Genomic DNA, 26,101 nt, shown 5'->3' on the forward strand with positions numbered 1-26,101 from the left:
TGGGCTCAACTGTGCCTGTGTTTTTTATCTATTAAAAAGAATAAATATCGATTTATTTAGATCATAAAGAAATATTAAAAATCTGTTCACTGGACGTGCACGCACAAGCCGCCGAACATCGTCCACAAGGTTCGAGAAGGCCTTGAGTTGCTGCAAAGAGGGAACTTCAAGGCGGGATTACGGGGGTGAACCCGTCTTGAACATGTAAAAGCCCCGCCCGGTGCAATACCGGGCGGGGCTTTTTTTGTCTCGGTTACGCGAGCGCTATTACAACAGCGGAATCGAGTAGCTGAGGATCACGCGGTTTTCGTCCTGCGAACGCGTGTTCGGCAGGTCGGTGCGCCAGGTAGCGTTTTTCCATGTCAGGCCCAGGTTTTTCAGCGGACCTTCCTGAACGACGTAAGCCACGTTCAGATCGCGCTCCCACTCGGAAGCACCATTGGCAGCCTCGCCACCCTTGGCGTTAACGGTATCGATATTGTCGCCATGCAGATACACCAGGCCCGCCGTCAGGCCAGGTACACCGACCCTGGCGAAGTCGAACGAGTAGCGTGCTAGCCAGGTTTTCTCGCCGGCACGGGCGAACTTCTGGATTTGCGAATCGGTGATGGTGTAGTTCGACGAACCGTCACCCTGGTTCAGCCAAGGGAAGTCGCTACTGCCGTTGCTGACCTGGTAACCGGCGCCGAAGGTGTGACCGGCAACGGAGTACAGGAACAAGCCGCTGTACAGGTTGTTGTCGACCTTGCCTTTACCGTTGGCTGCACCGCTGTAGTTGCCAGTGGTGAAGAACAGAGGGTCGTGGCCGTTGGCACCGTCGTCGGAACTGTTGAAGTAACGCAAGTCCGACTTCAACACGCCAGGGCCGATAGCCCAGTTGTGCACCAGACCCAGGAAGTGTTGCTTGTAGAACTCTTCCAGATTGCCGTAGTAGTACTGGGCCGTCAGGTCCTTGGTGATCTTGTAGTCGCCACCGGCATAGATGAACTTGTTGCTGTCGCGGAATTTGGTGCCGCGAGTGTTCGCGCCCGAAATCGACATCTGCTCATTGTTGCTGGAGTTACGGCCTTTGACGGCTTCGATCTGGCCACCGACCAGCGACAGGTCCTTGATCTCGGCGGAAGCGATCTGGCCACCCTGCCAGGTTTGCGGCAGCAAACGACCATCGTTGGTCACGATCACCGGATTTTTCGGCTGCAGGGTGCCCAGCTTCAGTTCGGTCTGGGAAACCTTGGCTTTGGCGGTCAGGCCCAGGCTGGAAAAATCATCAACTGCCTCGCCGTTGGATTTGCTCGGGAAAACCGTACCGCCGTAAGAGGTCGCCGTGGCGCCGTTGGTACCGCCGCCCGAATCCAGCTTGACGCCCAACAGGCCGATCGCATCGATACCGAAGCCGACGGTACCCTGGGTGTAACCCGAGATGAAGCGCAGATCGAAGCCTTGGCCCCATTCTTCGTTTTTGTTCGGGCCGGTGCCGTCACGGTAATCGGTGTTGATGTAGAAGTTACGCAGCCCCAATGTTGCCTTGCTGTCTTCGATAAAACCCGCGGCGCTTGCCTGCTGGGTCAATACCCCGACGGCCACAGCCATGGCCAGGGTGGACTTGTTCATGTTTCGCTCCTCTCGTTTCTAATTCTGATGTTCCTGGTCCCGAATCGATTGCCCGGGATCCTGAATGCATAAATTCGCGGTAAACCGTCTAGACCGGTCATTTGGCGGGCCGCGGGATACATGGCCTTAAAGCCAATAAGAGTTTTTAATATTTTTTAATTCCGTTTTGGAATATGACTTCCCACAACAGATCCGAGGTATCGGCAGCGAGGCCAATTCCTGTAACTGATCAATTGTCGAGGGAGGAAAATGCCAAATCCGAGCTCATGGATGAGTGTCGGACAGGTGCACTTTAAGGCGCGGATTAAAAAACCAAAAAGAATAAAAAATAAATACAACCTTTGATTATGGAATATAAAATTCAACGCGAAAAAAAACCCCGCCAATCGACGGGGCTCTTTTCTTACGGCTATTACATGAAGCTGTAGGTGTAGTTGAAGATCAGACGGGTCTGGTCTTGGTCAAGGGTGCTGGTGTTACCACGGTAGGTACCGTGACGCAGCGTCGTACCAAACCCTTTGAGTGCGCCCGTTTGAATCACGTAATCAATGCGCGCGTCGGTCTCGTGTTCACTCAGGTCTTTACCAACACCGTTGGTAGCCTTGATGTCCTGGCCATTCAAGTAAGCAATCGAAGCTTTCAAGCCTGGTACACCCAGGGAGGCGAAGTCATAGGAGTACTGACCGAACGTGGTGTTTTCACCGGCACGGATGAAGCTACCAACCGTGGCGTCGGTAAACGAGTAGAAGCTCGCGCCGCCGGCACCTTCAGGATTACCGTTGTTATCGACAAGGTTGCCTTGGTTCAAGAAAACGAAGCCGCCGTCATCGTTGACACGCTGATGCCCGATCAGGAATGCGTTGCCACCCAGGGTATAGGTGAACATGGCGCTCCAGGTCTTGTTATCGACCACGCCCTTTTCCTTGGCGAAGCCATTGTTGTTGTTGAACTGGAAGCCCGGATCACCGTTCTTGCCGTCGGAGCTGCTGTCGAAATAACGGATATCGGTCTTGAACGACTGATTGGCCGCGATCGGGTAGACGTGCACCAGACCGAGGAAGTTCTGCTTGTAGAAGTCTTCCAGGTTCGCATAGTAGTACTGCAGCATGAGGTCTTTGGTGACCTTCCAGTCAGCACCGCCGTAGAGGAATTTGTTGCTGTCCTCAGTAGCGCCAGCCACAGACAGGCCAGTGGAGTTCGAGGAGGCGCGACCCGACGCGTGCTCCAGTTGACCAAAGTTAAAGGTCACATTGTCGATTTCTTTGGAGGTGATGGTGCCACCTTCAAAGGTCTGCGGCAGCAGACGGCTGTCGTTCGCGATCAGGATCGGCAGGTTAGGTGCCAGGGCGCCACCCAGGTGAGCTTCGGTCTTCGAGAAGCGCGCCTTGACGTTGCCATCCAGACGGCTCCACTCGTCGGCCGCCTCATTGCCATCGCTAGGGAAGAACGAGTTGCTGTTACCGGTCGGGTGATGCCCCTTGCCACCATCCAGGTGGATGCCGACGAGTGCCTGGGCATCGATACCGAAGCCGACAGTACCCTGGGTAAAACCGGACAGGTAATCGAATTTGAGACCCTCAGCGGTTTCTCGCTGACGGTTGGCAGGAGTGCTCGCACCTTCACGCATATCGGCGTCGTAATACATGGTGCGAGAGCTGATGGAAGCCTTGCTGTCTTCCAGGAAACCGGCGGCGCCTGCTTGCTGCGCCAATACCCCAACGGTCACGGCCAGAGCCAAGGTGGACTTGTTCATTGTGTAGCTCCTCTCGATTCTAATTCTTGTGTTCCTGGTCTCGAGTCGATGCCCGAAATCCTAAGATGCGCGATTAGCGCCAAAGCGTGACCTACAAGTCAATCGTAACCATGTGTGTCTACGACCATAGTCTAATCCCCGGTTTTTTGGTCCTTGCAGGGTCATGAATTCGTCATAAACCTGAAAAGAATTGACTACTTCTTTTCTAATACCGTTTAGGAATTTAGCTCCCCACTCCCCAACTACCACAGAATAGAGGGTTTGGCTCACAAGCCAATTCCTAAACGGTATTTATTTTTGCTTTTTTAGATCGATTAGTTTCTTACGCAATTCGGAAACAAATCTTTTACCGAAAGGCGGTCCCATGACGTCCAAACGCGCACTATCCGGATCAATTGTTACAGTTTGTGTATCGTTCGCGTTTTCTTTCACTTTGAGGTCTGGGTCACGCGCAAGGATTACGTCGACAAACATCCGCAGGTCGTGGCCGGTTCCGCTTTTCCGGATGCCAGGGTGCAACAGAGTACTGCGCTGCTGAATGGCGGCACGGCCAAGGAGATTGGCGAGACAGCGAAATTCTTGAAGGAACAAGGGAAGGTCGAGACGGTGCTGCCGGAGTATTCGCCGCATGTCAGTGCGAGGTTGGTGCAGCAGTAACGCGAACTCTGTGGCGAGGGAGCTTGCTCCCGTTGGAGTCCGAAGGACTCCCAGTTGGGGCCGCTACGCGACCCAGCGGGAGCAAGCTCCCTCGCCACAAAAGCCAGAGCGTTACAGGGCTTTTTCGAAGATTTTCGAATTACGCTGATAGTTGTACAGCGACGCCCGCGCCGACGGTAGCCGGTCGACGCTGCTGGGTTCGAAACCACGTTCGCGGAACCAGTGCGCGGTGCGGGTGGTGAGGACGAACAAGGTTTTCAACCCCTGAGCCCGCGCGCGGTTTTCAATGCGTTCCAGCAGTTCATCGCCGCGACCGCCATGGCGGTACTCCGGATTCACCGCCAGGCACGCCAGCTCGCCCGCGTCCGAATCGGCGATTTGGTACAGCGCCGCACAGGCGATGATCATGCCTTCGCGTTCAACCACACTGAACTGCTCGATTTCGCGCTCCAGCACCTCACGGGAACGGCGCACCAGGATGCCCTGCTCTTCCAGCGGACTGATCAAGTCCAGCAAACCACCGACGTCTTCAATGGCCGCTTCGCGCACCACTTCGAACTGTTCCTGGGCGACCAGGGTGCCGCCACCGTCGCGGGTGAACAGCTCGGTCAAAAGTGCACCGTCTTCGGCGTAACTGACGATATGGCTACGAGCCACGCCGCCACGGCAAGCTTCGGCCGCGGCATCGAGCAATTCTGCCTGATAGTTGCTGCCCAGCCGTTGCAGATGCGCTGGCACTTGCTGCGGACGCAGTTCACGCACCAGGCGCCCGTGTTCGTCGATCAGGCCCAGGTCAGCGCCGAACAGCAGCAGCTTGTCCGCGCCCAGATCGATGGCCGCGCGCGTGGCGACGTCTTCGCAAGCGAGGTTGAAAATCTCCCCGGTCGGCGAATAGCCCAGCGGCGACAGCAACACGATGGAGCGCTCGTCCAGCAGACGGTTGATGCCCTTGCGGTCGACCCGGCGCACTTCGCCGGTGTGGTGATAGTCGACGCCTTCGAGCACGCCGATCGGGCGTGCCGTCACCAGGTTGCCGCTGGCCACCCGCAGGCGTGAGCCCTGCATCGGTGACGAAGCCATGTCCATCGACAGGCGAGCCTCAATGGCAATGCGCAACTGGCCGACCGCGTCGATCACGCACTCCAGGGTCGCGGCATCGGTAATGCGCAGGCCGTGGTGGTAATGCGGGGTCAGGCCACGGGCAGCGAGGCGCGCTTCGATTTGCGGGCGGGAACCGTGAACCAGCACCAGACGCACACCCAGGCTGTGCAACAGCACCAGGTCGTGGACGATATTGCCGAAGTTCGGGTGTTCAACGCCGTCGCCGGGCAGCATGACGACAAAAGTACAATCGCGGTGGGCGTTGATGTAAGGCGAAGCGTGACGAAGCCAATTGACGTATTCGGGCATGAACCTGGGCCTGTAATAAATAGCAGCCGAAAAAAGGGCGAAACTGAAAACGCACAGCGGGCTGATGGTTATCGTCGGAACAGGCTTGGCAACACGCGCGCTCTCCTCATGAATACGGGTTTGGGTACCGGCAATTTATACGGCTTGTCAGGCAAATCACAGACCCTGTGCAGGAGCGAGCTTGCTCGCGATGAACCCAAGGACGACGCGTCCATTCAGAAAGATCGCGTAATCGTTGAAGTCCATCGCGAGCAAGCTCGCTCCTACAGGTCTTGCGCAGTTTGGGCCGGGGTCAGGCAATAGTGTTCGATCAGTTGCCTTAATAGATGCACCGTAGGCTGCAAACGTGACATTTCGAGGTATTCCCCCGGCTGATGGGCGCAGGCGATATCACCCGGGCCAAGCACCAGCGTTTCACAGCCAAGGCGCTGAAGATAAGGTGCTTCGGTGCCGAACGCCACTGCTTCGGCGCTGTGACCGGTGAGCTTTTCGGCAAGGCGCACCAACTCGGCGTCCTCTGCCTGCTCGAACGGCGGCACTTCGGGGAACAGCGGCGCGTAATCGATCTTGACCTGATGCCGCTCGGCAACCGGCTTGAGCTTCTGCAGGATCTCGGCGCGCAGGACTTTGGGGTCCATGCCGGGTAACGGCCGCAAATCGAATTCCAGCGAACACTGGCCGCAGATGCGGTTGGGGTTGTCGCCGCCATGGATACAGCCGAAATTCATCGTTGGTGTCGGCACGCCGAATTGAGGATTGCGGAATTCGCGCTGCCATAACAAGCGCAGGCCACGCAATTCACCGATGGCATCGTGCATGGCTTCCAGAGCGCTATGGCCCAGGCGCGGGTCAGAGGAATGACCGCTCTGCCCGAGGATGTCGATGCGCTCCATCATGATGCCTTTGTGCATGCGGATCGGCTTGAGCCCGGTCGGCTCGCCAATCACCGCCGCCCGCCCCAGCGGTCGCCCCGCTTCGGCCAGCGCGCGGGCGCCGGACATCGAGCTTTCTTCATCGCAGGTGGCGAGAATCAGCAACGGTTGTTTGAACGGTTGGTCGAGCAGCGGTTTGACCGCCTCGATCGCCAGGGCGAAAAAACCCTTCATGTCGCAACTGCCCAGGCCGACCCAGCGACCGTCGACTTCAGTCAGCTTCAACGGGTCGGTTTGCCACAGCGCACCGTCGAACGGCACGGTGTCGCTGTGCCCGGCCAGCACCAGACCGCCGGGACCGGAACCGAAACTGGCCAGCAGGTTGAACTTGCCCGGGCTGACTTGCTGGATCTCGCAGGTAAAACCCAGCTCACCGAGCCACGCCGCCAGCAGGTCGATGACCGGGCCGTTGCTTTGATCGAGACTGGGTTGGGTACAACTGACCGACGGTGCAGCGATCAACGCAGCGAATTGTTCTTTCATCGACGGCAATGGCATCGCTGACTCCCGGCACCCGAATTGAAGTCCATCATAGAACCAACCGATGACAGGAATAAACCGTCTCGGCGCGCACTAACCTTGAGTCCTGTACACTGCACGACCTTGGCAGCCACACATTCCCCCGGCTGCGCTCCCGATCCTGGATTTTCCGGCCATGCAGAAAGAAACCGAAATCAAACTCCGCGTCAGCCGCGAAACCCTCGCCGCTCTGCGCGAGCACCCATTACTGAAAAAACGCAACAAAAGTGGCTGGGAACGCCGTGAGTTGATGAACCAGTACTTCGACACGCCCGAGCGCGACCTGGCCCAGGCCAAAGTCGCACTGCGCCTGCGCAAGGATGGCGACGACGTGATTCAGACCCTCAAGACCCGCGGCCAGAGCGTCGCCGGTTTGTCGGTACGTAACGAGTACGACTGGAACCTGCCCAAAGCCAAGCTCGACCTGAAGAAACTCGACGGCGAATGCTGGCCCGAGGAACTGGCCGAGCTTGACAAGAAAACCCTGAAGCCGATCTTCACCACCGACTTCGTCCGCGAACGGGCGGAAATCGCCTGGGGCCGCGGCAAGACCAAAGTGGTCATCGAAGCCGCGCTGGACCTGGGTCACGTCGTGGTCGGCAAGCAGAAAGAAGAAATCTGCGAGCTGGAACTGGAACTGCGCGAAGGCGAGCCGGCTGCGTTGCTGGAACTGGCCGCCGAGCTGGCCGAGAAACTGGCTTTGATGCCGTGCGACATCAGCAAGGCCGAGCGCGGTTATCGCCTGTACGACGCCCACAGTTACTCGTTGAGCCTGCCGGCGCCGCAGATCACCGCCGAAACGCCGCTGGACGACGCGTTCGCCGCGCTGAGCTGGCATTTGCTGGGCAGCAGCCAGCGTTTGGCCGAACAGTATCGCTTCAATGGTCACTGGCGCCTGTTGCAGGACTGGGTCGAAAACCTCGCGGAAATGCGCGCGCTGATCAGTAGCCTGGGCCAGGCCGCTCCGCGTCAGTCGACCCACGACCTGCGTATCGCCCTCGATGCCTTGCTGGAAGACTGGCGCCCGCTGGTCCAGGCCGGCCTGGAAGATGAAGACGTGCGCAAAGCCGCACCCGAGCAGTTCCTCGAAGAACTCGAAGACCCGCGCTGGGGCCTGTTCTCCCTGACCACCTCGCGCTGGCTGCTGGCCCGCACCTGGGCCGCCGACCGCAACACCCGTGGCAATCGCCAGGGCGCTGCGCAACTGGGCAGCTGGTTGCCGCGCCTGCTGGGCGAGGAAGCCACTTCGTTGCAATTGCAGCGCTACCAGCAACAACCGGAAGACCTGGCCGAACAACTGCCGCGCATCGAACGCATCCAGGTCTGGCTGCACCATGCGCGTAACGTGCTGGAGATCCCGGAAATGGATCGCCTGTACGGCGAGCTGAACAAACTGGCGCAACTGGCCAACGAATCGATCACCGACGAAGTCCTGGATGCGCGCAAGCAGCAGGCGATTGCGGTGTATCAGAACCGTGCCTGGAAGATGCTGTTGCGTTTGTAATCCTGAAAAGATCGCAGGCTTCGCCAGCTCCTACGGGTGTACTCCATCCGAATGTAGGAGCTGCCGCAGGCTGCGATCTTTTTTGCTTTATCGCACCACCGGCAAACTGGTCGTCGACTTGATTTCCGACAACGCCACGATCGAATTGACCTCCTGAATCCCCGGCACCATCGACAGCTTCTCAAAGAAGAAGCGCTCGTAGGCCTCGATGTCCGCCGTGACAATCCGCAACAAGAAATCCACTGCCCCCATCAGCACATGACACTCCAGCACCTCCGGAAAGCCGCGAATCGCCTCGGTGAATTCGGTGAAGTTCGAACGCCCGTGGGCATTGAGTTTCACCTGCGCGAAGATCTGCGTGTTCAGGCCGATTTTCTTGCGGTCGAGCAAGGTTACCTGGCCGCGAATGATGCCCTCCTCTTTCATCCGCTGAATCCGCCGCCAGCACGGCGACTGCGAGAGCCCCACCTGCTCGGCGATCTGTGCGCTGGAAAGCGAGGCATCCTCTTGCAGCAAGGCGAGGATCTTGCGGTCGTAGCTGTCCAGCTCGCTTTGCATAAAAAATCCATTAACCGAGTAACAAGTGAATTGATTGATTCTTCATTTCTGTAATAAAGCCAATCATAGAGAAGAAATACCCGGCATAGGATGTAAACATTTCTCCAATGATTTTGGAGCCAGACCATGCCGTATCTCGAAGCCGTGAACACCCCACCTGCCCGCGCCGATGTCTGGAACGTCGGCAACGCCCACCGCCGGGTTCGCTATCAAATGCAGGCCGAAGCAGAGCCGGACCTGCTGTGTCGCGCCCTCAATTTGTTCGCCTTGCAATTGCTCACCCCGGAACAGGTCAACGCGCAGCGCCAGGACGACTGGCTGGCCATCGAGATCGTCATCGACGGTTTGAGCTGGCACCGTGCGCAAGTGATTGCGGAAAAACTTCGTAACCTGATCAGCGTCTGCTCGGTGAAGCTGCAAGAAGCTGATTCTGCCTGGACCGAAGCGGTTCAAGCGGCGGGTTGAAAAACTCCGAAACGGCTTCGTCGGGTAGTGGCCCAGCGGTCAGCCGGGCCACGGCTATCCTTTGCGCACTGTCGTTCAAAAGGAGCCCGCATGTCCGTACATATCGCCCTTCAGGACCGCTGGCTGGATCTCAATGATGTGCTGCGCGAACTCGTCGCCCAAGGCTTTATCAGCCAGGATTCGGCCGAACACGCGCTCAATGCCCGCCGCCGCAACGCCACCCATGGCCAGATGCATCCGCTGGAGTTCATCGCCAGCCAACAGCTGGACGATCTCAGCCGCCCCGGCAAAACGCTGGACCTCGAAAGCCTGACCCTGTGGCTGTCCCGGCAGGCCGGTCAACCTTACCTGCGCATCGATCCGTTGAAAATCAACGTCGCGGCCGTGACCCCGCTGATGTCCTATGCCTTCGCCCAGCGCCACAAGATCCTCGCGGTAGCGATCGACCGCGATGCGGTGACCGTGGCCAGCGCCCAGCCTTATGTCAGCGGCTGGGAGGCTGACTTGACCCACGTGCTCAAATTGCCGATCAAGCGCGTGGTGGCCAACCCGGTGGACATCCAGCGCTTGAGCGTCGAATTCTTCCGCCTGGCCAAGTCGGTCACCGGGGCGAACAGCGCCGATCCGCAAGTCAGTACCCTCGGCAATTTCGAACAACTGCTCAACCTCGGCGCCAGCGACCAGGAGCCGGACGCCAACGACGCACACATCGTCAACATCGTCGACTGGTTGTTCCAGTACGCGTTCCAGCAACGCGCCAGCGACATCCACATCGAACCCCGGCGCGAGCAAGGCACAGTGCGCTTTCGCATCGACGGCGTGCTGCACAACGTCTATCAATTCCCGCCCCAGGTCACCGTGGCCATCGTCAGTCGCCTGAAAACCCTGGGGCGCATGAACGTCGCGGAGAAACGCAAACCCCAGGACGGCCGAGTGAAAACCAAGACCCCGGACGGCGGCGAAGTCGAACTGCGTTTATCGACACTGCCCACGGCCTTCGGCGAAAAAATGGTCATGCGGATCTTCGACCCGGAAGTCCTGCTAAAGGACTTCGACCAGCTTGGTTTTTCCGCCGACGACCTGCGCCGCTGGCAGGACATGACCCGCCAGCCCCACGGCATCATCCTCGTCACCGGGCCGACGGGTTCGGGCAAGACCACTACCCTCTACACCACCCTGAAAAAACTGGCGACGTCGGAGGTCAACCTCTGCACCATCGAAGACCCGATTGAAATGGTCGAGCCGGCGTTCAACCAGATGCAGGTCCAGCACAACATCGACCTGACCTTTGCCGCCGGCGTGCGCGCGCTGATGCGGCAAGACCCGGACATCATCATGATTGGCGAGATCCGCGACCTCGAAACCGCGGAGATGGCGATCCAGGCTGCACTCACCGGGCACCTGGTGCTGTCGACCCTGCACACCAACGATGCGCCCAGCGCCATCAGCCGCCTGCTGGAGCTCGGCGTACCGCACTACCTGATCAAGGCCACGGTGCTCGGCATCATGGCCCAGCGCCTGGTGCGAACTCTGTGCCCGCACTGCAAGGCGCCGCTGACGCTGGGCGAAGACGACTGGCAAACCCTGACCCGGCCCTGGCAAGCACCATTGCCGGCCAATGCCCAGCGTGCCATCGGTTGCGTGGAATGCCGCGACACCGGTTATCACGGTCGCGCCGGGGTCTACGAAATCATGCAGCTCAGCGACAGCCTCAAAGCGCTGATCAGTCCCGACACCGATCTGCTGGCCGTTCGGCGCCAGGCGTTCAAGGAAGGCATGCGCAGCCTGCGCCTGTCGGGGGCGCAAAAGGTCGCCGCCGGGTTGACGACCATCGAGGAGGTTCTGCGCGTAACACCCCAGAGCGAGCAGAGCTGAGCCCGGCTGTACTTATCCGGCATCGGCACCGCTACACTCCAGCCATTGCAACTCCACAGATCCACACATCAACAAGGAATCGTTATGCAGATCGGTAGTGTGCTTTTGCTTTTTGTCGGCCTGGTGGTCGCCATTCTGTTCATGGGTTTCAAGGTCGTGCCCCAGGGCTTTGAATGGACCGTCGAACGTTTCGGGCGCTACACCAACACGCTCAAGCCGGGGTTGAACGTCATCATTCCGGTCATGGACCGCATCGGCCGCAAGATGAATGTGATGGAAAGCGTGCTGGATATTCCGCCGCAGGAAGTCATCACCTCCGACAACGCCACGGTGCAAATCGACGCCGTGTGTTTCTTCCAGGTGGTCAATACGGCCCAGGCGGCCTACGAGGTGAACAACCTCGAACATGCCATCCGCAACCTGCTGCAAACCAACATCCGTACGGTGCTCGGCTCGATGGAACTCGACGCCATGCTCAGCCAGCGTGACGGCATCAACGAAAAACTGCTGCGCACCGTCGATGAAGCAACCGCGCCGTGGGGCATCAAGATCACCCGGATCGAGATCAAGGACATCAGCCCGCCCGCCGACCTGATGGCGGCGATGTCGGGGCAGATGAAAGCCGAACGGATCAAGCGTGCCCAGATCCTCGAGGCCGAAGGCCTGCGTGCCGCAGCGATCCTGACCGCCGAAGGCAAGAAGCAGGCGCAGATTCTCGAAGCCGAAGGCAGTCGCCAGGCCGCCTTCCTGGAGGCCGAAGCCCGCGAGCGGCAAGCCGCGGCAGAAGCCCAGGCGACCAAAGTGGTGTCCGAAGCCATCGCCAGCGGCAACGTGCAGGCGATCAACTATTTCGTGGCGCAGAAGTACATCGATGCGCTGGGCAAGTTGTCTTCGGCCAACAACAGCAAAGTGATCCTGATGCCGCTAGAGGCCAGTTCGATGATCGGTGCGGTGGGCGGCATTGGCGAAATCGTCAAGGCCACTTTCGATAACAAGAAAGCCTGAGGCGCGCCATGTGGGCATTTTTGCAGCACCTTTCGTTCTGGGACTGGTTGGCGCTGGGCACGGTGCTGTTGATTCTTGAAGTGTTCGGCGCCGGCGGCTACCTGTTGTGGATCGGCATGGCGGCAGCGATCGTGGGCGTCTTGACCTTCTTCCTGCCGGGCCTGTCCTGGGAATGGCAGTTTCTATTGTTCGGCCTGCTGTCGATCGCCACCGCGTTTTACTGGTGGCGGCGTCAGCGCACGGCGGCGCGCCCGAGCGATCAGCCGCACCTGAATCTGCGCGGCCAGGAACTGATCGGCAAAACCTTCGTGGTGCATGAAGCGATTGTCAACGGTCGCGGCAAAATCAAGGTAGCCGACGGCGTGTGGATGGCCCGCGGGCCGGACACTGCCATTGGCAGCCGCGTGCGGGTGGTCGGCCAGCAAGGCGCGATCCTGCTGGTCGAAGCAGCGGAATAGGCAGCCACGGAACTCGATAGGGGGGTTGGCAATCCAACGGCGTAGTCAACCCAGTGGAGTCACCCTGTCATGCGTTTCAAACTTGCTGTCGCTACCGTCGCGCTGTTGTCCCTGCCTGTCGGTTCGGCGATGGCCGATACTTTTTGGCGTAACATTCTTACGTCCGGTGCAACCACCGGTTCGAGCTATCTGACATCCAAGGATAACAAGCTGGTCGTCGCGGCCCAGGACGATGCCAGCAGCTTCGTCGCCAGTGATGGCGGTATCCGCGGTCCGTACCTGGAAGCGGCCATGCAGAAAGTCCGCGCTGAAAACCCTGGCCTGCAAGCCACGGACATGGAACTGGCGAACGCCATCCTGGCGAAGAATGCCCTGGCTTCGGAGTAAGCGTAGCGAATGAAAAATGCCGCTCAACGGGGCGGCATTTTTTTGCCTTGCGAACACAAATCCCATGCTCACTGATACCCCTGTGGGAGCGAGCAGGCTCGCTCCCACAGGGGGTTATGTGCACCCTGAAATGTCAGCGGTATTCATCCACCGGCACACACGCACAAAACAGGTTCCGGTCCCCATACACATTGTCCACCCGGTTCACTACCGGCCAATACTTGTGAGCCTTGGTGTGCGCGTCCGGCGTCACCGCTTGCACAATGCTGTACGGCCGCTCCCACACGCCAGTAATATCGGCCAACGTATGCGGCGCACCTTTCAACGGGTTTTCTTCAGCCGGCCAGTTACCGTTCTGCACCTCGTTGATTTCCGCGCGGATGCTCAGCATCGCCCCGATGAACCGGTCCAGTTCCGCCTTCGATTCACTTTCGGTCGGCTCGACCATCAGCGTCCCCGGTACCGGAAACGACATGGTCGGGGCATGGAAGCCGTAGTCCATCAGGCGCTTGGCGACGTCCTCTTCGGTGATACCGGTCAACACCTTGAGCGGCCGCAGGTCGAGAATACATTCGTGCGCCACTCGCTCGTTGCGCCCGGTGTAGAGCACCGGGAAGGCACCGGACAAATGCCGCGCCAGGTAATTCGCAGCCAGGATCGCCACTTCGCTGGCATCCGCCAATTGCGGCCCCATCATGGCGATGTACATCCAACTGATCGGCAGAATGCTTGCGCTGCCCCAGGGCGCTGCACTGACGGCGCCATTTTGCGGGTGCGGTCCATCGATCAGCACCACCGGATGGTTGGCCACGAACGGCGCCAGATGCGCCCGTACCCCGATCGGCCCCATGCCCGGCCCACCGCCACCATGGGGAATACAGAAGGTCTTGTGCAGGTTCATGTGCGAGACATCGGCGCCAATATCGGCCGGCCGCGCCAGCCCGACCTGAGCGTTGAGGTTGGCGCCATCCATGTACACCTGACCGCCGTGCTGGTGGATCACTTCACAGATTTCGCTGATACCTTCCTCATACACACCATGGGTCGAAGGATAGGTCGCCATCAGGCAGGCAAGTTTATCTGCCGCCTGCGCGGCTTTTTCCTTGAGGTCATCGAGGTCGACGTTGCCCGCCTCGTCACACTCGACGATCACCACGCGCATCCCGGCCATTTGCGCCGACGCAGGATTGGTGCCGTGAGCCGACGAAGGAATCAGGCAAATGTCGCGCTCACCCTGTTGACGGCTCTCATGATATTTGCGGATCGCCAGCAGCCCGGCGTATTCGCCCTGGGCGCCGGAGTTGGGCTGCATGCAGACCGCATCGAAACCGGTGATCGCGCACAGCCAGCGTTCCAGTTCTTCGATCATCAGCCCGTAACCGGCGGCCTGTTCCTTGGGCACGAACGGGTGCAGGTTGGCGAACTGCGGCCAGGTGATCGGGATCATCTCGCTGGTAGCGTTGAGCTTCATGGTGCAGGAGCCCAGCGGGATCATCGATTGGTTGAGCGCCAGGTCCTTGTTTTCCAGTTGCTTGAGGTAGCGCAGCATCTCGGTTTCGCTGTGATGGGCGCTGAACACCGGATGGCGCAGATAAGGCGAGGTTCGCGCCAGCCCTTCGGGAATTCCGCCAGGCAAGACTTCGGCATCCAGGTCCTCGATGCTGAGCCCGTGATCGGCCCCCAGGAACACGTCGAACAGCTTCGCCACGGTGCCTTCGTCACAGGCCTCGTCGAGGCTCAAGCCCAGTTGGCCGCGCCCGAGAATGCGCAGGTTGATCTGTGCGGCCCGGGCACTTTCGATGATCGCGGTCTGGGCTCCGCCAACCTCCAGTGTCAGGGTGTCGAAGAAGTGCCGGTTGAGCCGGGTGATACCGTTGCGCTCAAGCCCGGCGGCAAGGATGCAGGTCAGCCGATGAACCCGCTGGGCGATCCGCTTGAGCCCTTCCGGGCCGTGGTAGACCGCATAGAAACTGGCGATATTGGCCAGCAGCACCTGGGCCGTGCAGATATTGGAGTTGGCCTTCTCCCGGCGGATGTGTTGCTCGCGGGTTTGCAGGGCCATGCGCAGGGCGGTGTTGCCCCGCGCATCTTTTGAAACACCGATGATCCGCCCGGGAATCGCTCGCTTGTATTCGTCGCGGCTGGCAAAAAATGCCGCGTGCGGCCCGCCATAACCCATAGGCACGCCAAATCGCTGGGACGAGCCGAACACCACATCGGCGCCCAGTTCACCTGGCGGGGTCAGCAACAACAGGCTCAGCAAATCCGTGGCGACACAGGCCAGGGCCTGTTGCGCGTGCAGGTGATCGATCATCGGCCGCAGGTCGTGGATCTCGCCGTGGGTGTCGGGGTATTGCAGCAGCGCGCCGAACACCTGGTGTTGCTTCAAGTTATCCACAGCATCGACGATCAACTCGAAGCCGAAACCTTCAGCGCGGGTCTGCACCACGGAAATGGTTTGCGGGTGGCAGTTTTCGTCGACAAAGAACAGGTTGCTTTTGGACTTGGCGACCCGCTTGGCCAGAGCCATGGCCTCCGCCGCGGCGGTGGCTTCATCGAGCAGTGAGGCGTTGGCCAGTTCCAGACCGGTCAGATCGATGGTCAGTTGCTGGAAGTTCAGCAGCGCCTCGAGCCGCCCTTGGGCGATCTCCGGTTGATAGGGTGTATACGCGGTGTACCAACCGGGATTTTCCAGCACGTTACGCACAATGACCGCTGGTGTGAGGGTGCCGTGGTAGCCCATGCCGATCAGGCTGGTCCAGACCTGATTCTGCTCGGCATAACCTCGCAGCTTGGCCAGTGCGGCCTCCTCATCGAGTGCCGGGGGCAGGTCCAGCGCCCGGTTGAGGCGGATGCCCGGCGGCACCGTTTGCTCGATCAATTCAACCCGGCTGCCCAGACCGAGGCTGTCGAGCATTGCCTGTTGCTCGGCGGCATCGGGTCCGAGGTGGCGGCGCAGAAAGGTATTGGGGTCGCGTAACTGGCTCAGGGACGGCATCTTGGACATGACGGGCTCTCTCTTGACTGGCGCTCAACGTCGATGCAACACGGTCAAACCAGCATAGCAGTCGATATCCGCGTGGATGACGTGGCGCCGTCAGCCAATCCGGATCATCATGTCCGACGCCTACCTAATGTCCGCTGATCGGGTGACTGTATCCATGAGCCAACTGCCTTTCCTGCCGTTTTCCAAACCCACCATCGATGAAGCCACGATTGCCGCTGTCGGCGACGTATTGCGCTCAGGCTGGATCACCAGCGGCCCCAAGGTCCAGGCCTTCGAAGCGCAACTTTCGGAGTATTTCGGCGGGCGCCCGGTACGCACCTTCAATTCCGGCACCTGCACCATGGAAATCGCCTTGCGCATTGCCGGGGTCGGGCCGGGCGATGAAGTGATCACTACGCCGATTTCCTGGGTGGCCACCGCCAACGTCATCCTGGAAGTCGGCGCCACCCCGGTGTTTGCCGACATCGACCCGGTGACCCGCAACATCGATCTGGATCAACTGGAAGCGGCAATTACCCCCCGCACCAAAGCCATCATCCCGGTGTACCTCGCCGGGTTGCCGGTGGACATGACGCGGTTGTACGCCCTGGCGAAAAAGCACGGCCTGCGGATCGTCGAAGATGCAGCCCAGGCGCTGGGCTCCAGCTGGAACGGCCAGCGTATTGGCTCGACCGGTGATTTCGTGTCCTTCAGCTTCCAGGCGAACAAAAACGTCACCTCCTCAGAGGGCGGTTGCCTGGTGCTCAATACGGCCGAAGAAGTACGGCTGGCAGAGAAGTACCGGCTGCAGGGCGTTACCCGCAACGGCTTCGATGGCCTGGACGTCGACGTGCTGGGTGGCAAATTCAACATGACCGACGTCGCCGCGGCCATTGGCCTGGGGCAATTTGCTCATATCGAAACCATTACCGCTCATCGCCGTGACCTCGCCCGGCACTATTTCGCCTGCTTTGGCGAGGATTTCGAAGCGCAGTACGGTGCGCAATTGCCTCCGGCGGACTTCACCCAAAGCAATTGGCATTTGTTCCAGCTGGTATTACCGGAACGAACGGACGGCAAACCGGCGCGGGCGACTTTCATGGAGCAGATGCAGGCATTGGGTGTCGGGATCGGCTATCACTACCCGCCGATTCACCTGTTGAGCCTTTACCGCGAGCGCGGATTCAAGGCAGGCATGTTCCCGGTCGCCGAACGGGTCGGTCGGCTGATTGTCTCGCTGCCGATGTTCACGGCGATGAGCAAAGCCGATGTCGAGCGTTCGGTGGCGGCCGTGAAGGCCGTCTTGCGATCTTGACTCAGCCTTGATTCGGCCTTTGTAGGAGCTGCCGAAGGCTGCGATCTTTTGATTTTAAAAACAAGATCAAAAGATCGCAGCCTTCGGCCCCTCCTACGGGGCGAGCATTACTCGCCGATGGCAGCCTTGTAGCCGGCGGCATCCAGCAGTTTTTCCAGGTCTGCAGCGTTGCCTGGCTTGAGCTTGAAGATCCACGCGCCGTACGGGTCGCTGTTGAGCAGTTCCGGTGAAGCGCTCAGTTCTTCGTTGACCGCGATCACTTCACCGGCAATCGGGGAGTAGATGTCGGAAGCGGCTTTGACCGATTCAACGACACCCGACTGATCACCGGCAGCAAACACGTTGCCGACTTCAGTCAGCTCGACGAACACCACATCACCCAGCGCTTCCTGCGCGTGATCGCTGATGCCCACGGTGACGGTGCCATCGGCTTCCAGACGTGCCCATTCGTGACTTTCGGCAAAACGCAGTTCGGCAGGGATATCGCTCATGTTCTGTGTCCTCAGGAAAAGGGTCGGCGGGCATGCCCGCCAGAAAAGGTTAGATCAAGGTTTTGCCGTGACGTACGAAGGTCGGTTTGACCACCCGGACCGGGTACCACTTGCCACGGATTTCCACTTCAGCGCGGTCGGCAGTAGCCATCGGCACGCGCGCCAGTGCAATCGACTTGCTTAGCGTAGGAGAGAAACTACCACTGGTGATCTCCCCTTCGCCAACATCGGCGATACGGACCACCTGATGAGCACGCAAAACCCCGCGCTCCTCAAGGACCAGACCGACCAGTTTGTACTGCACACCGGCGGCCTTTTCGGCTTCCAGGGCCTTGCGCCCGATGAACTGCCGAGTGGCAGGCTCCCAGGCGATGGTCCAGGTCATATTGGAGGCCAATGGTGAAACATCTTGCTGGATGTCCTGACCGTAAAGGTTCATGCCGGCTTCGACCCGCAAGGTATCCCGCGCGCCAAGGCCTATGGGAGAAATCCCGGCACCGACCAGATCGTTGAAAAAGCCTGGCGCCTGATCGGCCGGCAGAATGATTTCCAGGCCGTCTTCGCCGGTATAACCGGTACGCGCGATGAACCAGTCACCATCGGACAGGCCTTCGAAGGGCTTGAGGAGCTGGATCAGGTTGCCGCGGGACTGGTTGACCAGCTCGGCAATTTTTTGCCGGGCATGAGGGCCCTGGATGGCCAGCATCGCCAACTCGGAACGTTCGCTGAGTTGTACGTCGAAACCGTCGAGATGCGCTTGCATCCAGGCTATGTCCTGATCGCGGGTGGAGGCGTTGACCACCAGGCGATAACCCGCATCGAGACGGTAGACGATCATGTCGTCGACGATCCCGCCTTGCTCGTTGAGCATGGTGCTGTACAACGCACGGCCGGGGCTGTGCAGGCGTTCGACATCATTGGCCAGCAAATGCTGGAGCCAGGCTTTGGCCTGGGCGCCGCCGACGTCGATCACGGTCATGTGGGATACATCGAAGACACCGCAATCGCGGCGTACCTGGTGGTGCTCCTCGACCTGCGATCCATAATGCAGAGGCATGTCCCAACCGCCAAAATCGACCATCTTCGCGCCAAGTGCGAGATGAAGGTCATACAGAGGCGTACGCTGTCCCATGGGTTTCTCCTTCCGGGCGTGGCGAAGGTGCGGGCAGGTGCTGCACGGACTGAATGCCTTGAAACAAGGGCCTTCAGCCGATTTCAGCTGCCTGGTCTGTCAGACGGACCGCACCGAATGCCGCGCATTGTAGCCGCAAGGTGTAGGACTGACACCTAGCTGTTTCGATGTGCTGAACGCCGAATCAATCCGATGACCGGTAACAGCCCGACCAACACCAGGGTCAATGCCGGCAAAGACGCCCGCGCCCATTCGCCTTCGCTGGTCATTTCGAAGATTCGCACCGCCAGCGTGTCCCAGCCAAACGGGCGCATCAGCAAGGTTGCGGGCATTTCCTTGAGCACATCGACGAACACCAGCAGCGCGGCGCTCAGCGTGCCGGGTAACAACAACGGTAGATACACTTTGAAAAACAGTCGTGGCCCACTGACGCCCAGGCTACGTGCCGCTTCGGGCAAAGATGGCCGTATACGTGCCAGGCTGCTTTCCAGAGGCCCGTAGGCCACCGCAATGAAGCGCACCAGATAGGCCAGCAACAACGCTGACAGACTGCCCAGCAGCAGCGGCTTGCCCACGCCACCGAGCCAGCTCGAAAGCGGGATCACCAGTTCGCGATCCAGGTAACTGAACGCCAGCATGATCGACACCGCCAGCACCGAACCGGGCAAGGCGTAACCCAGGTTGGCCAGACTGACCCCGGAGCGAATGACCCGGGTGGGCGCCAGTCGTCGGGCAAATGCCAGTAACAAGGCAACGCTGACGGTGATCAACGCCGCCATCGCCCCCAAATACAAGGTATGAACGATCAACCCGGTGTAGCGCTCGTCGAGATCGAAGCGCCCACGCTGCCAGAACCACACCATCAGTTGCAGCATTGGAATGACAAAGGCACAGGCAAATACCAGCCCGCACCATGTCACGGCTGCCAGTGCCTTGACACCTCGCAGGTGGTATAGCGCCTTGACCCGTGGTCGTTCGTTGCTCGCCCGGTTCGCCCCACGGGCACGCCGCTCGCCGTAGAGCAGGAGCATTACCACCAGCAGCAACAGGCTGGCCAGTTGCGCGGCGGAAGACAGGCTGAAGAAACCGTACCAGGTCTTGTAGATGGCGGTGGTGAAGGTATCGAAGTTGAACACCGACACTGCGCCGAAGTCCGCCAGGGTTTCCATCAACGCCAATGCCACGCCCGCACCGATGGCCGGCCGCGCCATGGGCATTGCCACCCGCCAGAACGCTTGCCAGGGCGATTGGCCAAGGACCCGCGCGGCTTCCATCAAGCCTTTGCCCTGGGCGAGGAAGGCCGTGCGGGCCAGCAGATATACATAGGGATAGAAAACCAGTACCAGCACCACAATCACCCCGCCCGTGGAGCGCACGCGCGGCAGTCGCAGACCACTACCGAACCATTCGCGCAGCAGGCTTTGCACGGGCCCGGCGAAATCCAGCAGGCCGACAAACACGAACGCCAGCACGTAGGCCGGTATCGCGAAGGGCAGCATCAGCGCCCAATCGAGCCAGCGCCTGCCGGGGAATTCACAGAGGCTGGTCAGCCAGGCGAGGCTGACGCCCAGCAGGGTGACACCCGCACCGACACCGAGCACCAGCGTCAGGGTATTGCCCAGCAGGCGCGGCATCTGCGTGTCCCACAAGTGGGACCAGATTTGAGTGTCGATGGTTTGCCAGGAAAGCAGCAGGACGCTCAGGGGCAACAGGACCAGCGCAGCAATGGCGAAGACGACGGGATACCAGCGGCGTTGGGCGGGATGGGCCAAGGAAAAGCTCTCGCGAAATTTTGAAGTGTAGAGAAAGCACAAAAAGATCGCAGCCTTCGGCAGCTCCTACATTGGGTTGGTGATCAACCTGTAGGAGCTGCCGAAGGCTGCGATCTTTTGACCTTTAAAACAGCAGGCTCAGTTCCAGCCAGCCCGATCCATCATACGAATCGCCTCAGCCTGGCGCTTGCCGGCAATTTCCACCGGCAAGGTATCGGCAATGAACTTGCCCCAGGCCGCCACTTCCTCAGAAGGAGCAACCGCAGGGTTCGCCGGGAACTCCTGGTTCACGTCGGCAAAGATTTTCTGCGCTTCAGGGGTGGTCATCCACTCCACCAGGGCCTTGGCCGCTTCCGGGTGCGGCGCGTGTTGTGTCAGGCCGATACCAGACAGGTTGACGTGTACGCCACGGTCAGCCTGGTTCGGCCAGAACAGTTTCACCGGCAGATCTGGCTTCTGCTTGTGCAGGCGGCCGTAGTAGTAGGTGTTGACGATACCAACGTCGCACTGGCCGGCGTTGATCGCTTCCAGCACGGCGGTGTCGTCGGAGAACACGTCAGTGGACAGGTTCCTGACCCAGCCCTTGAGGATTTCCTCGGTCTTCTCGGCGCCGTGCACTTCGATCATGGTCGCGGTCAGGGACTGGTTGTAGACCTTCTTCGCCGTGCGCAGGCACAGGCGGCCTTCCCATTGCTTGTCGGCCAGCGCTTCGTAGGTGGTCAGTTCGCCCGGCTTCACCCGGTCAGTGGAGTAGGCGATGGTCCGCGCTCGCAGGCTCAGGCCAGTCCAGGCATGAGAGGCTGCCCGGTACTGCAGCGGAATGTTGGTGTCGATGGTTTTCGAGGTGAACGGCTGGAGGATGCCCATCTGCTCGGCTTGCCAGAGGTTGCCGGCATCGACGGTCAGCAGCAGGTCGGCCGGCGTATTCGCACCCTCGGCCTTGAGCCGCTGCATCAGTGGCGCTTCCTTGTCAGTGATGAACTTCACCTTCACGCCGGTCTTGGCGGTGTAGGCATCGAAGACTGGCTTGATCAGCTCGTCGATACGCGAGGAGTAGACCACCACCTCGTCAGCAGCCTGGGCGGCGGTGCTGCCGATCAGGGTCAGGGCCAGTGCGGTCAGTAGACGCTTTGGTGCCAACATGGGAGCGGTCCCTCGATTGAAAATGAGGACAAATGATAAGGACTCACATTTAGCTTCTCAATCGAACCTGGCTGTGGAGGAGTTACCGGATGTTGCACAGGCGTTAAAATTTACCGCATTCCATGTAGGAGCTGCCGCAGGCTGCGATCTTTTGATGTTGAAGAGTAAGATCAAAAGATCGCAGCCTGCGGCAGCTCCTACACGGGAACCTCGCCGGCAGCCTCAACAAAAATCAGGCCTTGGCGAGCGCCGGCAAATCTCCGGTCAACCCCAGCGCTTCACGCACGAACAAAGCCTTGGCTTCCGGCATCTTCTCAACCATTTTCAACCCGGTATTACGCAACCAGCGCACCGGCAACGGATCGGCCTGGAACAAGCGCTCGAAGCCTTCCATCGCCGCCATAAGTGCCAGGTTGTGAGGCATGCGCCGACGCTCGTAACGACTGAGGACTTTCACATCCGCCAGACGTTCGCCTCGTGTTGCCGCTTGCAGCAACACTTCGGCCAGCACGGCGGCATCGAGGAACCCGAGATTCACCCCCTGCCCGGCCAACGGGTGAATGGTGTGGGCCGCGTCGCCGATCAACGCCAGGCCTTGCGCCACATAACGCTTGGCATGTCGCTGGCGCAGGGGCACACACAGGCGCGGGTCGGCGCTCAGTACTTCGCCGAGTCGACCTTCAAAGGCGCGCTCCAGTTCCTTGCAGAAACCCTGGTCATCCATCGCCATCAGGCGTTCGGCTTCGCCGGGCGTGGTCGACCAGACGATCGAACACCAATCCTGTTGGCCATCGCGCTCAAGGGGCAGAAACGCCAACGGACCGTTGTCGGTGAAGCGCTGCCAGGCCGTCATTTGATGCGGTTTGGTGCAACGTACGCTGGTGACGATGGCATGGTGCAGATAATCCCATTCGCGGGTCGCGACCCCGGCCAGGCGCCGCACCGCCGAGTTGGCGCCATCCGCTGCGATCACCAGTGGAGCACGCAGGGTGCGGCCATCGGCCAGGGTCAGCAGCCAGTCATCGCCGGAGTGGCGCATCTGTTCCAGTCGCGCATTGGCCAGCAACCCCAGGTCGCAGTCGTGCAGGCGCTCGAGCAAGGCATCCTGGACCACGCGGTTTTCGACGATATGCCCCAGCACCTCGGCATGCACGCTGGCCGCCGAAAAATGGATTTGCCCAGTGCCACTGCCATCCCAGACCTGCATGTCGGTGTAGGGGCTGCTGCGCCGCCCGGCGATGCCATCCCAGACGCCCAGGCGTTCGAGAATCCGCTGGCTCGCGGCCGACAGGGCGCTCACCCGCGGCTCAAAAGCAGCCTGAGCGTTGAACGGTTTGACACTCATGGGGCTGCCGTCCAGCAGCAGGACTTCCAGCCCGCTGTCCTGCAACGCCAGCGCCAGGGCGCTGCCGACCATTCCGGCCCCGACAATCAGCAGATCTGCGCGCATTTCCATGCTTTAAGCCTGTCTCTCTTGCGGCTTGAGCCGCACGTAAAGGGTTTTCCCGACCCGCGCCACCAAGTGGCCGGCGTCGTCATGAATGTCGACCTGCAATTGCGGCAGGTATTTTTATCAATCGCGCCTTGCCGAACCGGCGGATCGACCCGTTACGCATCCGGTCGCGTACCCAGACCCATCGCCTGTCGGGCAAACCAGCGTTTGGCCGGTGGCAACAGGTCGAGGCCGAGCAGTCCGATGTTGCGCCCCAGGGATACCAGCGGCTGGGTACTGCCGAACAGGCGCGTGACCTGATCGGAGAAACCCACGGTGAGGTCCTGATCGAGACGCTGGTGTTCGCGATAGGCCTGCAACGTGGCGAAGTCGCCCAACGGTTTTTCGCTGGCGAGCAAGGCATCGGCCAGGGCCTGGGCATCGCGCAAGGACAGATTGAACCCTTGGCCGGCAATCGGATGCAGGCTGTGTGCCGCGTTGCCGAGAATCGCCAAATGCGAGCGCACCTGTTCTTCAGCCTCAACCAGTGTCAGCGGATACAGATGCCGCGCACCGACCTGCTTCAACGCGCCGAGGCGATAACCGAATACGCCCTGCAATTCACTGAGGAAGCTGCGCTCATCGAGGGCCGCCAGGCGTTGCGCGTCCATGCCCAGGCGGGTCCAGACCAGTGCGCAGCGGTTTTCCGGCAGTGGCAGCAACGCCATCGGGCCTTCGTCGGTGAAACGCTCGAAAGCCATGCCGTTGTGGGCTTCGCTCGGGGTGATGTTGGCGATCAGCGCGCTCTGGTTGTACGGACGCTTGCGGATGCCGATCCCCAATTGCTCGCGCAGGCCGGAGCGGCCACCATCGGCGAGCACCGCGAGGTCGCATTCCAGGGTGGTTTCATCATTGAGGGTCAGGCGGTAGCCGTCGGTCAGCGGCTCCATGCGAGTGACTTCCGCCGGGCAGCGCCAACTGATCACGTCCTTGTCCAGGCCTTGCCACAGGCATTGGCCGAGCCAGGCGTTTTCAACGACATAACCCAGCGCAGGAACGCCCTCTTCCATCGCCGACAACCGCGCCGTCGAGAAGCGCCCACGGTCGGAAACATGAATCTGCTTGATCGGCTCGGCGCGGCGGGAGACTTCCTGCCAGACGCCCAGCCGTTGATAAATTTGCCGGGAGCCGAAGGACAACGCCGAAGAACGGGCGTCGTAACTCGGTTGATACGTGTCGCCGGGGGCGAACGGTTCGATCAGCACGATCTTCCAGCCCCGGGCCTTGGCTCCAGCTTGCAGGGCCAGCGCCAGACTCGCACCGACCAGCCCGCCACCGATGATTGCCAGATTGACTCGACTCATGCCGCTTGTGTCCGCGCGGCGGCCATCAGGGCCTCGATCTCGGCGACGGTTTTCGGCACGCCGTTCGTCAATATTTCACAGCCGGTTTTGGTGACCACTACGTCGTCCTCGATGCGCACGCCAATGCCGCGCCATTTCTTCGCCACGCTCTGATTGTCCGCAGCGATATAGATCCCCGGCTCCACGGTCAGCGCCATGCCGACTTCCAGCACGCGCCATTCGCCGCCGACCTTGTATTCGCCGACGTCATGCACATCCAGGCCCAGCCAATGGCCGGCGCGGTGCATGTAAAACGCTTTGTAGGCTTCGCTGGCGATCAGTTCTTCGACGTCGCCCCGCAGCAGCCCCAGCTTGACCAGCCCGGCCGTGATGACCCGGACCGTGGCCTCATGCGCCTGATTCCAGTGTTTGTTCGGGGCGATTTCGGCAAAGGCAGCCTCCTGGGAAGCCAGCACCAATTCGTAAATCGCTTTCTGTTCCGCTGAATACTTGCCGCTGACCGGAAAGGTCCGGGTGATGTCGCTGGCGTAGCAGTCGATCTCGCAACCGGCGTCGATCAGCACCAGATCACCGTCCTTGAGCAGCGCGTCATTCTGCTGGTAATGCAGGATGCAACTGTTGCGCCCCGCCGCGACGATCGACCCATAGGCCGGCATCTTCGCCCCGCCCTTGCGGAATTCGTAATCGAGCTCGGCTTCCAGGCTGAATTCGTGCAACCCGGCGCGACAGGCCTGCATTGCCCGCACGTGCGCCTGGGCGGAAATCCGCGCCGCCTCGCGCATCACTTTCACTTCTGCCGCCGATTTATACAGGCGCATGTCGTGCAGCAGATGATCCAGGGCAACGAATTCGTTCGGCGGCTGGGCACCGAGGTTGGCCTTGGAGCGGATCACATTGATCCACTCCATCAGGTGGCGGTCGAACTCAGGGTTGCTGCCCATGGCCGAATACACCCGGTCACGGCCTTCGATCAGGCCCGGCAGGATGTCGTCGATATCGGTGATCGGAAAGGCGTCGTCGGCGCCGAAATCGCGGATCGCGCCTTCCTGCCCGGCACGCAGGCCATCCCACAGCTCGCGCTCGGCGTTGCGTTCACGACAGAACAGAATGTATTCGCCATGCACACGCCCCGGCATCAACACCAGCACCGCCTGCGGCTCGGGAAAACCGCTGAGGTACTGGAAGTCGCTGTCCTGACGGTAAACGTGCTCGACGTCGCGGTTGCGAATGGCCACCGCGGCGGCGGGCAGGATGGCGATGCTGTTGGGTTCCATCTGCGCCATCAGGGCCTTGCGGCGACGGCTGTATTCCGATTTCGGGATGTGGATCATG

At 60.2% G+C, this 26,101-nt stretch carries 20 protein-coding genes and 2 pseudogenes; 8 read left to right on the forward strand and 14 right to left on the reverse strand.

What is annotated here, in order from left to right; all coding sequences use genetic code 11:
• Positions 1-267: 267 nt before the first annotated feature.
• A complete protein-coding gene (locus C8K63_RS13380) occupies positions 268-1,611 on the reverse strand; it encodes an OprD family porin (protein ID WP_108217141.1) in 1,344 nt (447 codons plus the stop codon).
• A gap of 412 nt (positions 1,612-2,023) precedes the next feature.
• Positions 2,024-3,364, reverse strand: a complete 1,341-nt coding sequence (locus tag C8K63_RS13385) for an OprD family outer membrane porin (RefSeq protein WP_108217142.1) — start codon at positions 3,362-3,364, stop codon at positions 2,024-2,026.
• Positions 3,365-3,796: 432 nt separating this feature from the next.
• Between C8K63_RS13385 and tauA the strand changes: the two are divergent.
• Positions 3,797-4,021: pseudogene (tauA, locus tag C8K63_RS30790) on the forward strand (taurine ABC transporter substrate-binding protein); the annotation flags it as partial.
• Positions 4,022-4,132: 111 nt separating this feature from the next.
• Here the strand turns inward: tauA and argA are convergent.
• Together argA and argE are read right to left on the reverse strand one after the other, a co-directional pair.
• The gene (argA, locus tag C8K63_RS13400) at positions 4,133-5,431 is read right to left on the reverse strand and encodes an amino-acid N-acetyltransferase (RefSeq protein ID WP_108217144.1); all 1,299 of its coding nucleotides are present in this window, start codon (positions 5,429-5,431) and stop codon (positions 4,133-4,135) included.
• 263 nt (positions 5,432-5,694) lie between these two features.
• Positions 5,695-6,861 carry an acetylornithine deacetylase gene (gene argE / locus C8K63_RS13405; protein WP_108217145.1) on the reverse strand — a complete coding sequence of 389 codons (1,167 nt, stop codon included), beginning with the start codon at positions 6,859-6,861 and terminating at the stop codon, positions 5,695-5,697.
• 157 nt (positions 6,862-7,018) lie between these two features.
• Here argE and C8K63_RS13410 point away from each other — a divergent pair, with 157 nt between their 5' ends.
• A complete protein-coding gene (locus C8K63_RS13410) occupies positions 7,019-8,386 on the forward strand; it encodes an inorganic triphosphatase (protein WP_108217146.1) in 1,368 nt (455 codons plus the stop codon).
• Between the two features lie 87 nt (positions 8,387-8,473).
• Here C8K63_RS13410 and C8K63_RS13415 read toward each other — a convergent pair whose 3' ends face one another.
• Positions 8,474-8,944, reverse strand: coding sequence for an Lrp/AsnC family transcriptional regulator (locus C8K63_RS13415; protein WP_108217147.1), 471 nt, complete (start codon positions 8,942-8,944; stop codon positions 8,474-8,476).
• Positions 8,945-9,070: 126 nt separating this feature from the next.
• Here C8K63_RS13415 and C8K63_RS13420 point away from each other — a divergent pair, with 126 nt between their 5' ends.
• From C8K63_RS13420 to C8K63_RS13440, 5 genes are all read left to right on the forward strand, one after another.
• The gene (locus C8K63_RS13420) at positions 9,071-9,409 is read left to right on the forward strand and encodes a hypothetical protein (RefSeq protein ID WP_108217148.1); all 339 of its coding nucleotides are present in this window, start codon (positions 9,071-9,073) and stop codon (positions 9,407-9,409) included.
• A 90-nt stretch (positions 9,410-9,499) separates the two neighbouring features.
• Entirely contained in the window at positions 9,500-11,284 is a 1,785-nt protein-coding gene (locus C8K63_RS13425; RefSeq protein WP_108217149.1) for a GspE/PulE family protein, read from the forward strand.
• 84 nt (positions 11,285-11,368) lie between these two features.
• The gene (locus tag C8K63_RS13430; protein WP_108217150.1) at positions 11,369-12,289 is read left to right on the forward strand and encodes an SPFH domain-containing protein; all 921 of its coding nucleotides are present in this window, start codon (positions 11,369-11,371) and stop codon (positions 12,287-12,289) included.
• A gap of 8 nt (positions 12,290-12,297) precedes the next feature.
• A complete protein-coding gene (locus C8K63_RS13435; RefSeq protein ID WP_108217151.1) occupies positions 12,298-12,747 on the forward strand; it encodes an NfeD family protein in 450 nt (149 codons plus the stop codon).
• A 69-nt stretch (positions 12,748-12,816) separates the two neighbouring features.
• Positions 12,817-13,134 (forward strand): DUF2388 domain-containing protein, encoded by a 318-nt coding sequence (locus C8K63_RS13440; RefSeq protein WP_108217152.1) that lies wholly within the window; start codon positions 12,817-12,819, stop codon positions 13,132-13,134.
• 133 nt (positions 13,135-13,267) lie between these two features.
• On the opposite strand, the gene gcvP is transcribed toward C8K63_RS13440, so the two are convergent.
• Positions 13,268-16,141 (reverse strand): aminomethyl-transferring glycine dehydrogenase, encoded by a 2,874-nt coding sequence (gene gcvP, locus C8K63_RS13445; RefSeq protein ID WP_108217153.1) that lies wholly within the window; start codon positions 16,139-16,141, stop codon positions 13,268-13,270.
• Between the two features lie 154 nt (positions 16,142-16,295).
• Between gcvP and C8K63_RS13450 the strand changes: the two genes are divergently transcribed.
• Complete coding sequence (locus C8K63_RS13450; protein WP_108217154.1) at positions 16,296-17,435, forward strand: DegT/DnrJ/EryC1/StrS aminotransferase family protein; 1,140 nt, start codon at positions 16,296-16,298, stop codon at positions 17,433-17,435.
• A 107-nt stretch (positions 17,436-17,542) separates the two neighbouring features.
• Here C8K63_RS13450 and gcvH read toward each other — a convergent pair whose 3' ends face one another.
• The 8 genes and pseudogenes from gcvH to pepP all read right to left on the reverse strand — a co-directional run bounded on the left by gcvH (position 17,543) and on the right by pepP (position 26,100).
• Complete coding sequence (gcvH, locus tag C8K63_RS13455; RefSeq protein ID WP_108217155.1) at positions 17,543-17,926, reverse strand: glycine cleavage system protein GcvH; 384 nt, start codon at positions 17,924-17,926, stop codon at positions 17,543-17,545.
• 49 nt (positions 17,927-17,975) lie between these two features.
• Complete coding sequence (gene gcvT, locus C8K63_RS13460; RefSeq protein WP_108217156.1) at positions 17,976-19,058, reverse strand: glycine cleavage system aminomethyltransferase GcvT; 1,083 nt, start codon at positions 19,056-19,058, stop codon at positions 17,976-17,978.
• 155 nt (positions 19,059-19,213) lie between these two features.
• Positions 19,214-20,830, reverse strand: a complete 1,617-nt coding sequence (locus C8K63_RS13465; protein WP_108217157.1) for an iron ABC transporter permease — start codon at positions 20,828-20,830, stop codon at positions 19,214-19,216.
• A gap of 138 nt (positions 20,831-20,968) precedes the next feature.
• On the reverse strand, positions 20,969-21,973 hold the full coding sequence (locus C8K63_RS13470; RefSeq protein WP_108217158.1) for an extracellular solute-binding protein: 1,005 nt from the start codon (positions 21,971-21,973) through the stop codon (positions 20,969-20,971).
• 232 nt (positions 21,974-22,205) lie between these two features.
• Positions 22,206-23,423 carry a 2-octaprenyl-3-methyl-6-methoxy-1,4-benzoquinol hydroxylase gene (locus C8K63_RS13475; RefSeq protein ID WP_177413316.1) on the reverse strand — a complete coding sequence of 406 codons (1,218 nt, stop codon included), beginning with the start codon at positions 23,421-23,423 and terminating at the stop codon, positions 22,206-22,208.
• Between the two features lie 9 nt (positions 23,424-23,432).
• Positions 23,433-23,543: pseudogene (locus C8K63_RS13480) on the reverse strand (tetrameric acyl-CoA thioesterase); the annotation flags it as partial.
• A 38-nt stretch (positions 23,544-23,581) separates the two neighbouring features.
• Positions 23,582-24,769 carry a 2-octaprenyl-6-methoxyphenyl hydroxylase gene (gene ubiH, locus C8K63_RS13485; protein WP_108217160.1) on the reverse strand — a complete coding sequence of 396 codons (1,188 nt, stop codon included), beginning with the start codon at positions 24,767-24,769 and terminating at the stop codon, positions 23,582-23,584.
• Positions 24,766-26,100 (reverse strand): Xaa-Pro aminopeptidase, encoded by a 1,335-nt coding sequence (gene pepP / locus C8K63_RS13490; RefSeq protein ID WP_108217161.1) that lies wholly within the window; start codon positions 26,098-26,100, stop codon positions 24,766-24,768. The genes ubiH and pepP overlap by 4 nt, the downstream gene beginning before the upstream one ends.
• Between the last annotated feature and the right edge of the window lies 1 nt (position 26,101).

The organism is Pseudomonas sp. GV085 (assembly GCF_003050925.1).
Classification (GTDB): Bacteria; Pseudomonadota; Gammaproteobacteria; order Pseudomonadales; family Pseudomonadaceae; genus Aquipseudomonas.

What these genes read in the sequence shown, in the direction of transcription:
- C8K63_RS13430 (WP_108217150.1), top strand. Translation starts at nt 11,369, where the DNA reads ATGCAGATCGGTAGTGTGCTTTTGCTTTTTGTCGGCCTGGTGGTCGCC.
- ubiH (WP_108217160.1), bottom strand. Translation starts at nt 24,769, where the DNA reads ATGAGTCGAGTCAATCTGGCAATCATCGGTGGCGGGCTGGTCGGTGCG.
- C8K63_RS13410 (WP_108217146.1), top strand. Translation starts at nt 7,019, where the DNA reads ATGCAGAAAGAAACCGAAATCAAACTCCGCGTCAGCCGCGAAACCCTC.
- argA (WP_108217144.1), bottom strand. Translation starts at nt 5,431, where the DNA reads ATGCCCGAATACGTCAATTGGCTTCGTCACGCTTCGCCTTACATCAAC.
- C8K63_RS13415 (WP_108217147.1), bottom strand. Translation starts at nt 8,944, where the DNA reads ATGCAAAGCGAGCTGGACAGCTACGACCGCAAGATCCTCGCCTTGCTG.
- C8K63_RS13380 (WP_108217141.1), bottom strand. Translation starts at nt 1,611, where the DNA reads ATGAACAAGTCCACCCTGGCCATGGCTGTGGCCGTCGGGGTATTGACC.
- C8K63_RS13425 (WP_108217149.1), top strand. Translation starts at nt 9,500, where the DNA reads ATGTCCGTACATATCGCCCTTCAGGACCGCTGGCTGGATCTCAATGAT.
- gcvH (WP_108217155.1), bottom strand. Translation starts at nt 17,926, where the DNA reads ATGAGCGATATCCCTGCCGAACTGCGTTTTGCCGAAAGTCACGAATGG.
- pepP (WP_108217161.1), bottom strand. Translation starts at nt 26,100, where the DNA reads ATGATCCACATCCCGAAATCGGAATACAGCCGTCGCCGCAAGGCCCTG.
- argE (WP_108217145.1), bottom strand. Translation starts at nt 6,861, where the DNA reads ATGCCATTGCCGTCGATGAAAGAACAATTCGCTGCGTTGATCGCTGCA.
- C8K63_RS13420 (WP_108217148.1), top strand. Translation starts at nt 9,071, where the DNA reads ATGCCGTATCTCGAAGCCGTGAACACCCCACCTGCCCGCGCCGATGTC.
- C8K63_RS13435 (WP_108217151.1), top strand. Translation starts at nt 12,298, where the DNA reads ATGTGGGCATTTTTGCAGCACCTTTCGTTCTGGGACTGGTTGGCGCTG.
- C8K63_RS13440 (WP_108217152.1), top strand. Translation starts at nt 12,817, where the DNA reads ATGCGTTTCAAACTTGCTGTCGCTACCGTCGCGCTGTTGTCCCTGCCT.
- C8K63_RS13470 (WP_108217158.1), bottom strand. Translation starts at nt 21,973, where the DNA reads ATGTTGGCACCAAAGCGTCTACTGACCGCACTGGCCCTGACCCTGATC.
- gcvP (WP_108217153.1), bottom strand. Translation starts at nt 16,141, where the DNA reads ATGTCCAAGATGCCGTCCCTGAGCCAGTTACGCGACCCCAATACCTTT.
- gcvT (WP_108217156.1), bottom strand. Translation starts at nt 19,058, where the DNA reads ATGGGACAGCGTACGCCTCTGTATGACCTTCATCTCGCACTTGGCGCG.
- C8K63_RS13385 (WP_108217142.1), bottom strand. Translation starts at nt 3,364, where the DNA reads ATGAACAAGTCCACCTTGGCTCTGGCCGTGACCGTTGGGGTATTGGCG.
- C8K63_RS13450 (WP_108217154.1), top strand. Translation starts at nt 16,296, where the DNA reads ATGAGCCAACTGCCTTTCCTGCCGTTTTCCAAACCCACCATCGATGAA.
- C8K63_RS13475 (WP_177413316.1), bottom strand. Translation starts at nt 23,423, where the DNA reads ATGCGCGCAGATCTGCTGATTGTCGGGGCCGGAATGGTCGGCAGCGCC.